The sequence below is a fragment of the Brachybacterium squillarum M-6-3 genome, assembly GCF_000225825.1.
GTDB lineage: Bacteria > Actinomycetota > Actinomycetes > Actinomycetales > Dermabacteraceae > Brachybacterium > Brachybacterium squillarum.
Genome location: NZ_AGBX01000006.1, coordinates 318,643 through 332,325, shown reverse-complemented (window position 1 = coordinate 332,325; position 13,683 = coordinate 318,643). Strand labels below are relative to the sequence as shown.

General features: G+C 72.9%; 9 protein-coding genes and 2 tRNA genes. 9 read left to right on the top strand and 2 right to left on the bottom strand.

Annotated features, from left to right (window positions below; genetic code table 11):
* The first annotated feature begins 242 nt into the window (after positions 1–242).
* From OM98_RS09300 to treZ, 5 genes are all read left to right on the top strand, one after another.
* A tRNA-Gly gene (locus OM98_RS09300) sits at positions 243–318 on the top strand.
* Between the two features lie 23 nt (positions 319–341).
* Positions 342–413, top strand: a tRNA-Val gene (locus OM98_RS09295).
* A gap of 306 nt (positions 414–719) precedes the next feature.
* Entirely contained in the window at positions 720–2,888 is a 2,169-nt protein-coding gene (gene glgX, locus OM98_RS09290; RefSeq protein ID WP_010534349.1) for a glycogen debranching protein GlgX, read from the top strand.
* A 55-nt stretch (positions 2,889–2,943) separates the two neighbouring features.
* Positions 2,944–5,562: a malto-oligosyltrehalose synthase gene (treY, locus tag OM98_RS09285; RefSeq protein WP_010534348.1), complete on the top strand. Its 2,619-nt coding sequence runs from the start codon at positions 2,944–2,946 to the stop codon at positions 5,560–5,562.
* A complete protein-coding gene (gene treZ / locus OM98_RS09280; RefSeq protein WP_010534347.1) occupies positions 5,562–7,355 on the top strand; it encodes a malto-oligosyltrehalose trehalohydrolase in 1,794 nt (597 codons plus the stop codon). The genes treY and treZ overlap by 1 nt, the downstream gene beginning before the upstream one ends.
* Before the next feature lie 49 nt (positions 7,356–7,404).
* Here the strand turns inward: treZ and zapE are convergent, their stop codons facing one another.
* On the bottom strand, positions 7,405–8,439 hold the full coding sequence (gene zapE, locus OM98_RS09275) for a cell division protein ZapE (RefSeq protein ID WP_010534346.1): 1,035 nt from the start codon (positions 8,437–8,439) through the stop codon (positions 7,405–7,407).
* 95 nt (positions 8,440–8,534) lie between these two features.
* Here zapE and OM98_RS09270 point away from each other — a divergent pair, with 95 nt between their 5' ends.
* Positions 8,535–9,281, top strand: coding sequence for a dihydrofolate reductase family protein (locus OM98_RS09270; RefSeq protein WP_010534345.1), 747 nt, complete (start codon positions 8,535–8,537; stop codon positions 9,279–9,281).
* 40 nt (positions 9,282–9,321) lie between these two features.
* Here the strand turns inward: OM98_RS09270 and OM98_RS09265 are convergent, their stop codons facing one another.
* Positions 9,322–10,677, bottom strand: coding sequence for an alpha/beta hydrolase (locus tag OM98_RS09265; RefSeq protein WP_010534344.1), 1,356 nt, complete (start codon positions 10,675–10,677; stop codon positions 9,322–9,324).
* 91 nt (positions 10,678–10,768) lie between these two features.
* Here OM98_RS09265 and msrB point away from each other — a divergent pair, with 91 nt between their 5' ends.
* The 3 genes from msrB (at position 10,769) to OM98_RS09250 (ending at position 13,196) form a co-directional block, all read left to right on the top strand.
* The gene (gene msrB, locus OM98_RS09260) at positions 10,769–11,233 is read left to right on the top strand and encodes a peptide-methionine (R)-S-oxide reductase MsrB (RefSeq protein ID WP_010534343.1); all 465 of its coding nucleotides are present in this window, start codon (positions 10,769–10,771) and stop codon (positions 11,231–11,233) included.
* A 68-nt stretch (positions 11,234–11,301) separates the two neighbouring features.
* A complete protein-coding gene (locus tag OM98_RS09255; RefSeq protein WP_010534342.1) occupies positions 11,302–11,913 on the top strand; it encodes a DUF3000 domain-containing protein in 612 nt (203 codons plus the stop codon).
* On the top strand, positions 11,910–13,196 hold the full coding sequence (locus OM98_RS09250) for a ribonuclease D (RefSeq protein ID WP_010534341.1): 1,287 nt from the start codon (positions 11,910–11,912) through the stop codon (positions 13,194–13,196). Before OM98_RS09255 ends, OM98_RS09250 begins: the two co-directional genes overlap by 4 nt.
* Positions 13,197–13,683 lie beyond the last annotated feature (487 nt).

The following is a 13,683-nucleotide window of genomic DNA, read 5'->3' as shown; positions in this document are numbered from 1 at the left end:
GTCCCGCCACCCGTGAGAGGCGCCGTTTCGGACCTGGACCAGCCTACACGAATCCCGGGGGTGCACCGGACCAGGCGGCGTGTGACCTACGTCCACCCGTCCCTCCACCCCTCTCGTGCCGCCGCCGTCGACCCTGGTCACGTGCACACGCTCCGGCGGTGACCTCGGACACGGGCGGGCCCGACGGTTTGCGCCCACCCCGGGGCGGCCCTACAGTGGTCCCTCGTCGGCATCGCCGATACGCGGACGTGGCTCAGTTGGTAGAGCATCACCTTGCCAAGGTGAGGGTCGCGGGTTCGAGTCCCGTCGTCCGCTCCAATCCTTCCCACCCTCGGGTGCACGGGCGATTGGCGCAGCGGTAGCGCGCTTCCCTGACACGGAAGAGGTCACTGGTTCGAACCCAGTATCGCCCACCCCTTGATGAACGGCCCCGGTCCCACGACCGGGGCCGTTCCGCATGTCCGGCTCCTGCGCGCGACGAGACGCCCCGCGACCTGTCCATGAGATGGAGTCAGGGAGGCAGTGCCTCGCCATAGGGGAGGCACTGCCTCCCACGCTCCATCTCATGGACAGCACCCCGGCCACCGACCCCTCGAGCCGGCGCCCACACGGGGTGACCGGGCCCCACGCGGGGCGACCGGGGTCAAGGACCGGAGACGAACACCGCACGGGCGGTCACCTCCCGCGGGAATCCGGACCAATGCGGTTAGCCTGGGCCCATGCAGATCTGGCCCGGTCAGTCGTACCCCCTGGGAGCCACCTTCAACGGTTCTGGCACCAACTTCGCCCTCTACTCCGAGGTCGCCGAGCGCGTGGAGCTCTGCCTCTTCGACGACGACGGCACCGAGTCGCGGATCGACATCGAGGAGGTCGACGCCTTCGTCTGGCACGTCTACCTGCCCTCGGTGCAGCCGGGACAGCGCTACGGATACCGCGTCCACGGCCCCTTCGACCCCTCGCAGGGACACCGCTGCGACCCCTCCAAGCTCCTGCTGGACCCCTACGCCAAGGCGATCTCGGGAATGGCCAGCAACCATGCCTCGCTGTTCAGCTACGACTTCGAGGACCACGACCAGCGCAACACCGAGGACTCCGCGGAGCACACCATGCACTCCGTGGTGGTCTCCCCCTTCTTCGACTGGGGCAACGATCACTCCCCCGCCCACGAGTACCACGACACCGTCATCTACGAGGCCCACGTGAAGGGCCTGACGATGCTGCACCCGGAGATCGACGAGTCGATCCGCGGCACCTACGTGGCGATGGGCCACCCCGCGATCATCGAGCACCTCACCTCGCTGGGCGTGACCGCCATCGAGCTGATGCCCGTGCACCAGTTCGTGCAGGACGGCCACCTGGTGGAGCGCGGCCTGCGCAACTACTGGGGCTACAACACGATCGGCTTCTTCGCCCCCCACAACGAGTACTCCTACGCCGGTGACCGCGGTCAGCAGGTGCAGGAGTTCAAGCAGATGGTGAAGAACCTGCACGAGGCGAACATCGAGGTCATCCTCGACGTGGTCTACAACCACACCGCCGAGGGCAACGAGATGGGCCCCACCCTCAGCTTCCGCGGCATCGACAACGCCTCCTACTACCGCCTGGTGGACGAGGACAAGGCGTACTACTACGACACCACCGGCACCGGGAACTCGCTGCTCATGCGCACCCCGCACGTGCTGCAGCTGATCATGGACTCCCTGCGCTACTGGGTGCAGGAGATGCACGTGGACGGCTTCCGCTTCGACCTGGCCTCCACCCTGGCCCGGGAGCTGCACGAGGTGGACCGCCTCTCCGCCTTCTTCGACATCATCCAGCAGGACCCGGTGATCTCCCAGGTCAAGCTCATCGCGGAGCCGTGGGACCTCGGCGAGGGCGGCTACCAGGTGGGCGGCTTCCCGCCGCTGTGGTCGGAGTGGAACGGCCGCTACCGGGACACGGTGCGCGACTTCCACCGCTCCCAGCCCGGCGTGCTCGGGGACTTCTCCTCCCGCCTGGCCGGCAGCTCGGACCTGTACCAGCACACGGGTCGCACCCCGATCGCCTCGATCAACTTCGTCACCGCGCACGACGGCTTCACCATGCGGGACCTGGTCTCCTACAACGAGCGCCACAACGAGGCCAACGGCGAGGGCGGCAACGACGGCGAGAGCCACAACCGCTCCTGGAACTCGGGCGCCGAGGGCATGACCACGGATCAGGAGATCCGCGACCTGCGCCTGCGCCGCGCCAAGAACCTGATGGGCACCCTGCTGGTCAGCCAGGGCGTGCCGATGATCCTGCACGGTGACGAGATGGGCCGCACCCAGGGCGGCAACAACAACACCTACTGCCAGGACAACGAGATCTCCTGGGTGGACTGGGAGCTCGACGTCGACCGGCAGGACATGCTGCGCTTCACCCGCGCGATGATCGCGCTGCGCCGCGCCCACCCGATCTTCCGCCGCCGCCGCTTCCTGCAGGGCGAGGTGCGCGACGGCTCCGGCTCGACCCTCGCGGACGTCGCCTGGATCGGCACCGACGGCACCCCGATGACCGAGGAGGACTGGCACGACCCGCTGAACAAGTGCCTGACGGTGTTCCTCAACGGCCTGGCCATCCCCGAGCCGACGCTGCGCGGCGAACGGATCCTGGACGACTCGGCGCTGATCCTGTTCAACGCCTCCGGCAACCCGGTGGAATTCGTGCTGCCGGACGCGACCTACGGCGAGGAGTGGACCGTCGAGGTCGGCACCGGCGGCGTGATCGACATCGGCGAGACCGTCACCGCGGGCACCACCCTGACCCGTCCCGGACATTCGCTGCTGGTGCTGATGCGCCCCGCGGAGCTGCCCGAGGACGTCGTCGAGCCCGAGGAGCCGAAGGTCGACCACCGCAGCCGGGCCTGAGCCGGCCCACCCCACCCCCGGGGGCGCGGCCCCCACGAAGGAGCGGAGCACGATCGTGAACGCCACCGAGGGGGCCCGCCCCCGTCCCGACACCCGCACCGCCGAGCTCCCCACGGCCTCGGCCGCGGCGGTGCCCAGCTCGACGTACCGGCTGCAGCTGCACGCGGGCTTCACCACGGCCGACGCGGCCGCGCTGGTGCCCTACCTGGCGCGGCTCGGCGTGGGGCACCTGTTCTGCTCCCCCGTGCTGCAGGCGGCGCCCGGCTCGATGCACGGCTACGACGTGGTCGACCACTCCCGCATCAGCGAGGACATCGGCGGCGAGGACGGCCTGCGGGCCCTCGCCGCGACAGCGCACGAGCACGGCATGGGGATCATCGTCGACGTGGTGCCCAACCACATGGCGATCCCCACCCCGATCTGGCACAACGGCGCCCTGTGGTCGGTGCTGCGCGACGGCCCTGCCTCCCCCTATGCCGAGTGGTTCGATCTGGACCCGGCCGAGAGGGCCGTGCTGGTGCCGGTGCTGGGCCGGCCGATCGGCTCCGTGCTGGCCGACGGGGAGGTCACCGTGGGCCGGGAGGAGATCCCCCAGCCCGACGGCGGCCTCGCCGAGGAGCCGGTGGTGCGCTACTACGACCACGTGCTGCCGATCGCGGCGGGCACCGAGCACCTGGGGCTGGCGGACCTGCTGGAGCGGCAGTGGTACCGCCTGGCGTACTGGAAGGTCGCCGACGACGAGCTGAACTACCGGCGCTTCTTCGACGTGGACACCCTGGCCGCGGTGCGCGTGGAGCTGCCCAGCGTCTTCGAGGCCACTCACGCGACGCTGCTACGACTGCAGGGCGAGGGAGTCATCGACGGCTACCGCATCGACCATCCCGACGGCCTGGCCGACCCGCGCGGCTACCTGCGCGATCTGGAGGCCGCCACCGGCGGCGCCTGGACCGTGGTGGAGAAGATCCTGGAGGGCGAGGAGCAGCTGCCCGGGGACTTCCCCTGCGCGGGCACCACCGGCTACGACGCCCTGTGGCGGGTCGGCGGCCTGTTCCACGACCCTCACGGCGCCCTGGGGCTCACCCACCTGTGGCAGCGCCGCACCGGCGACCTGCGCCCCTTCGACGAGATCGCCGCGGAGTCCACGGACCTCATCGTCACCACCAGCCTGTGGGCGGAGATCGAGCGCCTCACCTCGCTGATCCACCGCATCTGCCAGGACGACATCCGCCTGCGCGACACCACCCGGCGCAACATCCAGAAGGTCGTCGTCGCGCTGCTGGCCTCGATGGACCGCTACCGGGCGTACATCGTGCCCGGCGAGCCCGCCCCCGGCTCCGAGCGGGCGGTGATCGAGCAGGCCGCCGCGCGCTCCCGGGACCGCCTGGGCGAGGACGAGGACGTGGTGGCGACGCTGGAGACCGTGGTGGCGCTGGTGTGCGGCGACGAGATCGGCAGCGCCGGCCGCACGGCGAGCGCCCAGCGCGCCGAGGTGATCATCCGCTTCGCGCAGACCTGCGGGCCCGTGCACGCGAAGGCGCTGGAGGACACCGCCTTCTACCGTTACCCGCGGTTCCTGCCGGTCACCGAGGTGGGCGCGGACCCGGACCGGATCGGCGTGGACCCGGACGACCTGCACGACCACGCGCTGGACATGGTGCGCACCCGCCCGGACTCGATGACCACCTTGTCCACCCACGACACCAAGCGCAGCGAGGACGTGCGGGCGCGTCTGGCGGTGCTCACGGAGCAGCCGCTGGAGTGGGCCGTGGTGGTGCAGGACCTGGACCGCGCCACCGCCGAGCACCGCGGGGACCGGGTGGACGGCGCCGTGGAGCTGCTGCTGTGGCAGACCCTGGCCGCCTGCTGGGACCTGCCGGGCGCCGCTGCGGAGCGGATCACCGCCGAGCGGATCACGGACTACCTCACCAAGGCGATGCGGGAGGCGAAGACCCACACCACCTGGACCGACCAGGAGCCGGAGTACGAGCAGCAGGTGCTGGACCTGGCTCGCGCGTCCGTGGCCAGTCCCGCCGTCGACGAGATCCTCACCGCCTGGACCCGCCGCACCCTGCCGGTGCAGCGCTCCGCGATCCTCGGCCAGAAGCTGGTGCAGCTGACCATGCCGGGCGTGCCCGACATCTACCAGGGCAACGAGACCGTGGACCTGTCCCTGGTGGATCCGGACAACCGGCGTCCCGTGGACCACGCCGCTCACGCCGAGCGGCTGGACCGCATGATCGCCGGACGCCGCCCCGACGGCATCGGCGACGAGAAGCAGTGGCTGACCCATCGGGCGCTGGTGCTGCGCCAGGAGCGGCCCGAGCTGTTCCGCGGCCGCGAGGCCACCTACCGTCCGCTGCCCACCTCCACGGCGCACGCCCTGGCCTTCGGCCGCGGTGTCGGGGAGGGCCCCCTGGAGGCCGTCACGGTCGTCACCCGTCTGGCCCACGGCCTGGCCCAGCGGGGCGGCTGGGGCGATGCGCGCCTGGAGCTGCCCGAGGGCCGCTGGCGCGACGCACTGACCGGCCGGGAGATCGCCGGCGGCACCGTGCGTCTGGCCGAGCTGCTGACCGACTGGCCCGTGGCGCTGCTGGTGCGCCGCGGCGAGACCACCATGACCGAGGTGTTCCGCACCGTGAGCGCGGACGAGCTGCCCGAGGAGGAGACCGCCTGATGGCACCCCAGGACGCGACCCCTGCCCCGCTGCCTGCCGTGGACCGCGGCCGCTACGCCCTGTGGGCGCCCGCCGCCGAGCAGGTCGAGATCCGCCTCGGCGACGCGGCGCGGCCGATGACCCGCAGCGAGGACGGCTGGTTCACCCTGCCCGGCGTCGCCGCCGAGCCCGGCACCCGCTATGCCTTCCGCATCGACGACGACGGCCCCTGGATCCCGGACCCGCGCTCGCTCTCCCAGCCGGACGGCGTCCATGGCCCCAGCGAGGTCGTGGACCTGGCCGCCCTGCGCGCCGAGGCCGCGCCGTGGGCGGGGGCGGACCTGCGCGGCGCCGTGATCTACGAGCTGCACGTGGGCACGTTCACCCCGGGGCCGGACGGCCGCGGCGGCACCCTGGACTCCGCGATCGAGCGGCTGGACGACCTGGTCGCGCTCGGCGTGGACGCCGTGGAGCTGATGCCGGTGGCGACCTTCCCGGGCGACCGCGGCTGGGGCTACGACGGCGTCGGCCTGTACGCGGTGCACGCCGCCTACGGGGGCCCCGCCGCCCTGGCCCGCTTCGTCGACGCCGCGCACGCCCGCGGCCTGGCGGTGCTGCTGGACGTGGTCTACAACCACCTCGGCCCCGCCGGGAACTACCTGGGCATGCTCGGGCCCTACTTCACCGACCAGCACGAGACGCCCTGGGGCCAGGCCGTGAACCTGGACCAGGAGGGCTCGAGGGAGGTGCGGGCCTTCCTGCGCGCCGCCGCCCGGCAGTGGTTGGTGGAGTTCGGCCTGGACGGGCTGCGCCTGGACGCCGTGCACGAGCTGCAGGACGACTCCCCGCTGCACCTGCTGGCCGAGCTGAGCCTGGACACCCTGGTCTGGCAGGAGGACACCGGCCGCCCGCTGACCCTGATCGCCGAGTCGGACCGCAACGACCCCTGCACCGTCACCCCCGTCGCCGCGGGCGGCCTGGGGATGGACATGCAGTGGGCCGACGACGTGCACCACGGGGTGCACGCCTGGATCACCGGCGAGCGCGAGGGCTACTACGGCGACTTCGGCACCACGGAGGTGCTGGGCCGCGTGCTGCCGCGCATCTTCGAGCACGCCGGCACCTACTCGAGCTTCCGCGGGCAGGTGTGGGGCGCCCCCGTGGACCCCGCCTCCCCCGACTACGACGGCCACTCCTTCGTGACCTTCCTGCAGGACCACGACCAGGTGGGCAACCGCGCCACCGGCGACCGCATCCACGCCTCCCTCACCCCCGAGCAGCACGCCGCCGCGATCGCGCTGGTCCTGCTGGGCCCCGGCACCCCGATGCTGTTCCAGGGCGAGGAGTGGGCGACCTCCGCCCCTTTCGCCTTCTTCACCGACCACGACGAGGAGCTGGGCCCGCTGGTGAGCGCCGGCCGCGCCGAGGAGTTCGCGGAGATGGGCTGGGAGGGCACGATCCCCGACCCGCAGGCCCGGGAGACCTTCACCGCCTCGATGCTGCCCTGGGACGAGCGCGGCGAGGGCGAGCACGCCCGCATCCTGGAGTGGTACCGGGCGCTGATCGCTCTGCGACGCGCCGTCCCGGCCCTGCGCAGCGGCGACCTCGCGGACACCTCGGTGCAGGCGCTCGGCGAGGAGACGGTGCTGCTGCGCCGCGGGGACGTCACCGTGCTCGCCCACCGCGGCGAGGGCCCGGTGTCCCTGCCGGAGGCTCCCCCGCGCGGCGAGGAGCTGGCGTCCTTCGGGACCACGACCGCGGACCCGCAGGGCCTCCCGGGGCTGAACGGTCCCGGCGTGCTGGTGGTGCGCTGACCCTGCGGCAGGAGACGCGCGCGGCCGCCTCGGCCCGGGTGCCGAGGATTCAGGCCCGGAGCTGCCGGGCCCCGTCGTGGGCGAGGGAGGCCAGGCGCGACAGCGCCCGGTAGTACTTCTTGCGGTAGCCGCTGCGCAGCAGCTCCGCGGTGAACAGCTCCGCGACCACCTCGGCGTCGTCCGCGGCGGACAGCGGGGTGGGCACCTCGCGGTCGTAGAGCCGGTCCACGAGCACCACGAAGCGCAGCGCGTCGTGGTGGTGGGTGAGGGTGCGCAGCCCGGTCAGGTGTGCGGCGGAGACCTCGTCGATCAGCGCCCCGTAGCGGGAGGGGTGCACGTGGCGCAGGTGTTCCAGCAGATCCTCGAAGCCGTCGAGGGTGGCGGCGTCCTGGGCCTCGGCGTGCTCGCGGACGGTCTGTTCGGGAAGGGCGCGGATCTCGGTGACGCCGTCGCGGCGGCGGTAGTCCTCGCCGTCGATGCGGAGCACCTCGAAGCGCTCGGACATCGACTGGATCTCCCGCAGGAAGTCCTGGGCGGCGAAGCGTCCCTCCCCCAGCGCCTCGGGCAGCGTGTTGGAGGTGGCCACCACGGCCACGCCCCGGTCGGAGAGCTCGCGGATCAGCCGGGTCATCAGCAGGGTGTCGCCGGGGTCGTCGAGCTCGAACTCGTCGATGCACACCAGCACCGACTCCCCCAGCAGGTCCACGGCCCGCTGGAAGCCGAGCGCGCCGACGAGGTCCGTGTACTCCACGAAGGTCCCGTACACCCGCTTGCCGTCGACGGCGTGGAACAGCGAGGTCAGCAGGTGGGTCTTGCCGACGCCGAAGCCGCCGTCGAGGTAGATGCCGCGGGCGGCAGCCGGCTTGTTGCGGCGCAGCAGGCCGCGCAGGCCCCCGGCGGCGGGCCAGCCGAGACCGGCGGCGAACTCGCCGATACGCTCCTTGGCCTCCTGCTGGGAGGGGTGCGCAGGATCCGGCACGTAGGTCTCCAGGCGGGCCTCGGCGAAGCGCGGCGGCGGCACCAGGTCGGCGAGCAGGCGGTCCAGGGAGGGGTTCGGCCGTCGGTCGGCGAGCGCATCGGTCACGCGGGCCAGTGTAGGGGCGCGTCCGACCCCGCACGGCGCATGCGGGAGGATGGTCCGGCCGGCGGGAGGGACCCGCGGCGTGCGGAGGTGGGTCGATGCAGCTGCTGCTCCAGGACGGGTCCGCGCTCGCGGCGCCCCGCCCGATCACGGACGACGCCGCCGGGGCGGAGGCGCTGGCCGCCCTGTACGCACCCGGGCCGGGCCTCACGGTGCGGGCGATGATGAACACGACGATCGACGGAGCCGTCACCGGCTCCGACGGCTCCAGCGGCACCCTGCGCAACGCCGACGACTCCCTGGTCTTCGCGGTGCTGCGATCCCTGGCGGACGTGGTGCTGGTGGGCGCCGGCACCGTGCGCGCCGAGGACTACACGCAGCCGACCGGGCATGCGGCCCTGGACCCGCGGGCGCACCGTCCCGGCGGGGCGGGGCGCCCCGAGCTGGCGGTGCTCACCAGCACCGGGGACCTCCCGGAGGAGCTGCTCGGCGACAGCGCCGGCTGGCCCGTGCTGGCCCTGTGCCCGCCCGAGCACCGGGACCGGGTGATCAAGCGCAGCGGGCTGGCCGCCGAGCGGGTGCTGCCGGCCGCGGACGCCGCCGAGGCGGTGGAGCGGCTGGCCACGCGGGGGCACCGGCTGATCCAGGCGGAGGGCGGGCCCGGCACGCTGGGCCGTCTGGCCGCGGCGCGGCGGCTGGACGAGCTGTGCTTCTCCACCACCCATCGCACGGTGGGCGGGGACGCCTCCCGGGCGATCACCGGGGCGGCCGCGGAGCAGGACTGGCGCCTGGCCTCGCTGCTGGTCGGGGCCGAGGCGACGATCGGCCGCTACCGCCGCGCCTGAGCCGGGCGGGTCCGTTGCAGGAGCTCAGGAGGCGCGGGCCTCAGAGCCGCATGCCGATGGCGTCGGCCTCGGGGGCGGCCCCGGGGTCGCGCACCGGGAACGCGGTGGGCACCTGCGCCGGATCGAGGTCGAGGCTGCGCTGCAGGAAACCGGTGAGCAGCCGCTCCCAGCGGGCCGGGTCACGGTTCCATTCCCGGGTGTGGGAGGCCCCCTCGACGGGCTCGAAGGTCACCAGGTCCGGGCGCAGCGAGGCCAGGCGCCGGCTGGGCGCGGGCGGCACGGTCGCGTCGTCGAGGGCGTGGAACAGCAGCACCGGGTGGATCAGGGTGCGGGCGTAGTGCTCGGGCCGCATCTCGTGCAGGGCCAGCGGCTCGTGCAGCCGCACCATCCGCGCACCGAAGGAGGAGGTCATCATCCACAGGGCGAGGCGCCGCATCGGCTGCGGGGCCTTCAGCGCGGTGGCGTGGTAGATGAGGATGTCCTGCCAGTCCACGGCCGGGGAGTCCAGCACCAGGGCGGCGATGCGGTCGCGGTGGGCGGAGCGCACGGAGGTGCGCAGGGCGATCCCGCCGCCCATCGACCAGCCCAGCAGCACCAGGCGTTCGGCGCCGTGCGCGAGGGCGTACTCGATGGCGGCCTCGACGTCCTCCCACTCGTCGGATCCCAGGTGGTGCATGCGGTCGGCGGAGGCGGGACCGCCGATGTCGTTGCGGTAGGTGACGGTGAGGCTGGTCAGGCCCAGGCGGTGCAGCAGAGGCAGCACCCGCAGCGCCTCGCCGCGGGTGGCGCCGTGGCCGTGCACGAAGATCGCCCAGGTGCGCTCCTGCCCGGGGGCGGAGCCGGCGGCGGGGTCGGGACGCACCAGCCAGGCGGGCATCGGGCCGACCGGGGAGTCGATCTCGACCTCCTGGGTGGGCAGGCCGTGGGCGGTGGCGGGGGTGCCGGCCCAGAAGAAGCCGTTGACCTTCGCCCTGTCCACCCGCAGCTCCTCGGCGGTGTCCTGCGCCAGCAGGGGACGCGCCACAGTGGTGGGGGTGGGCTGTCCGGTGACGGGGCCGAGGCGCACGTGGGTGGCGCCGCCGGACTGCCGCAGCGCCAGGTACCCGCCGCGGCGGGACTCGGCGGTGGAGTCCAGGTGCACCCGGTCCTCGAACACCGCCCGGACCCCGGTGTCGGGGCGCTGGCGCACGCCGAGCTGCGGCACCAACGGCAGGCGGGCCAGCAGTCGTGCGCCGACGGTGAGGGCGCCTGCGCTGAGCGCGAACGTCACCCCGGCGCCGGTGAGGCCGACCGCCGCGGCCTCCGCCCATCTTCCCTGGTCGGAGCGGGGACGCAGCCGCAGGGGGCCCCGTCGGAGCAGGCCGCGGGGGGTGGGGTCGGCGCCGTCAACACTCATGGCCACAGTCTAGGGACCGCGCGTAGGATCGAGTCCCAGGGTCCCCGTGGGACCCGTACCGTCGCACCCGTCTTCCCCGAAGGGATACCCCGTGTCCACCGACGCCATCGGCAGCCGTCCCTACCCGGTCGCCATCAGCTCCGAGGAGTGGCGCGAGCGCCTCAGCCTCGCCGAGTACCAGGTCCTGCGCGAGGGCGGCACCGAGCGGCCCTTCACCGGCGAGTACGAGGAGGTCCGGCCCGCCGGCACCTACGCCTGCCGCGCCTGCGGGGCCGAGCTGTTCTCCGCCGACACCCAGTTCGACGCCCACTGCGGCTGGCCCGCCTTCTGGGCGCCCAGCGACTCCGACGCGGTGGAGCTGCTGCAGGACTTCTCGATGGGGATGCGCCGGATCGAGGTGCGCTGCGCGAACTGCGGCTCCCACCTCGGCCACGTCTTCGAGGGCGAGGGCTTCGACACCCCCACCGACGAGCGCTACTGCATCAACTCGATCTCCCTGGTGCACTCCGACGACGTGCCGCGCGAGGGCGGCGGCACCGCCCCGCGGGAGGGCTGAGCCACCCCCTCCCCCGCGCCCGGCGCGCCTGCCGCCCTGGGGCGCCGGGCCGCACTAGCCTCACGGGCGTGTCCGTTCACCGTTTCCGCAGCGGCGACGACGCCTTCCGGGCCGCCGTCGACGCGATGACGCGTAGCCCGCACCGCAGCGACTTCGTCTGGCGCGAGATCCCCGCCCCCTCGAAGATGGCGCCCTCCGCGTGGGCCGCCACCGGGGAGATCGAGGTGCACGACGAGGAGCTCGCCGGCGGCCGCCTGGTGATCCTGCACGATCCCGCCGGGCAGGAGTCCTGGGACGGCACCTGGCGCATGGTCGCCCTGGTGCAGGCGCAGCTCGAGCCGGAGTTCGCGATCGAGTCGATGCTCGGGGACGTCGCCTGGTCCTGGGTGACCGAGTCCCTCGAGCTGCACGATGCGGAGACCCGCGAGCTGGGCTGCACCGCCACTCGGGTGGTCTCCCAGTCCTACGGGGCCCTGGCCGGCCGCGCCTCCACGGTGGACGTGGAGATGCGGATCTCCTGGACGCCGGCCGACGACGACCTCGCCCCGCACTTCGCCGCCTGGATCGCGATGCTCGCGGCCGCGGGCGGCCTGCCCCCGGCCCCGCCTCGGGTGGCTCCCCTGACCCCGTCCCATCGGGCCCGCGCGCCCCTCTCCCCGTCCCCGGAGGACGTTCGGTGACCTCCTGCAGCACCACCAGCCCCACCCCCGCCCCCGAGACCGCCTCCGAGGGCTCTTCCGCCCCGGAGCAGTCACGCCCGGCCCCGGTGCCGCTGACCGCCCCGCGCGACGGCATGGTGCCCGTGATCGACCGGATTCAGCCGCTGCTGGCCTGGTGCGAGGCCGCCGCCACCGCCCCCGAGGAGCCGGTGGCGGTGGACGCGGAGCGCGCCTCCAGCTTCCGCTACAGCTCCCGCGCCTACCTGATCCAGCTGCGCACCGAGGCGGCGGGCACCGCACTGATCGACCCGCTGGCCTTCACCATGCCCTCCACCCTTCCGGCGCTGCTGGCCGAGCGCGAGTGGGTGTTGCACGCCGCCGTGCAGGACCTGCCGAGCCTCGCCGAGCTGGGCCTGCACCCGGGCCGCCTGTTCGACACCGAGCTGGCGGCGCGCCTGCTGGGGATGTCCAAGGTCGGCCTCGGCGCCGTGGTCGAGGAGACCCTCGGCCTGTCGCTGGCCAAGGAGCACTCCGCCGCGGACTGGTCCAAGCGACCGCTGCCGGCCGCCTGGCTGGTCTATGCGGCGCTGGACGTCGAGGTGCTGGTGCAGGTGCGCGACGAGCTGGAGCGGCGCCTGCGCGAGGCCGGCAAGCACGAGTGGGCGCTCGCCGAGTTCGAGCACGAGCGCACCCGCGAGGTCGGGCCGACCCGCTCGGCGGACTGGCGGGGCCTGCACGGCATCGGCTCGCTGCGCAGCACCCGGCAGCTCGCCGCGGCGCGCGCCATGTGGACCGCCCGCGACGAGATCGCCGCCCGCGAGGACCTCTCCCCGCACCGCGTGATCCGGGACCGCGAGATCGTGGCCGCCGTGAAGGAGGCGCCCCGCGGCCGGGACGCCTTCGACAAGGCCCTGCCCGCGAAGATGCGCCGCAAGGACTCCTGGTGGAAGGCGGCCCGCTCGGGCCTGGACCTGCCCGCCGCGCACCTGCCGGAGCGAGCCGAGGCCTCCTACCCGCCGCCGCACAAGCTGTGGGCCAAGAAGTACCCGGAGGCCTGGGAGCGCTACAAGGCCGTGCGGGAGGCAGTCGCCGCCCACGCGGAGACCCTGGACCTGCCCACCGAGAACCTGATCCAGCCGGCGCTGCTGCGCACCTGGGTGTGGGAGCACGAGCAGGCGGGCACCGTCACCGAGGTAAGGACGGAACTCGCCGCCCTGGGCGCTCGCCCCTGGCAAGCCGAGTTGGTGGCCCCGGTCCTCACCGCAACGCTTCACACCCTCCCAACCGCCCCAGCGGAAGGCTGAGCTGGCGTTCGCACCCTGCTTCGGGGCAGCACGACGACTTGCCACCTCTACGTCTCCCGGGGTCAGGCCCGAGCCGGCAGCGAATTCCGTCAAACGCCCCCGGATGGTGACAGCTTTTCGGCGAGCGAACATAAGGCTTCGACTTTCCCTTGGAACTATTGCTGACGGAAGGATGGACATCCCCGTGAAAGCTTCGCAAGGAAGTGTTCGCATCAAACTGCTAACCGCTCCTAGGTGATGCGCGACGGCGTCATACCCACGTCGAGGGACCTTGAAGCCGCTGATTAAGAGTCTGGAGTCGGGCACCGTTGGGTCGCTGATCGAAGTCAACTTCAGCGAAGCCCGGGGGCGACGCACCATCGCTGGGTGACTCTTGGATGCTTCCTCTGGCAGACCAGCCCCTGTAACAGCGCCCCTGCACCTACTTCCCTCCACACACCCCAACTATCCCCAAACCATCGGAGCCACTCGAAACCAGACAGAGCTG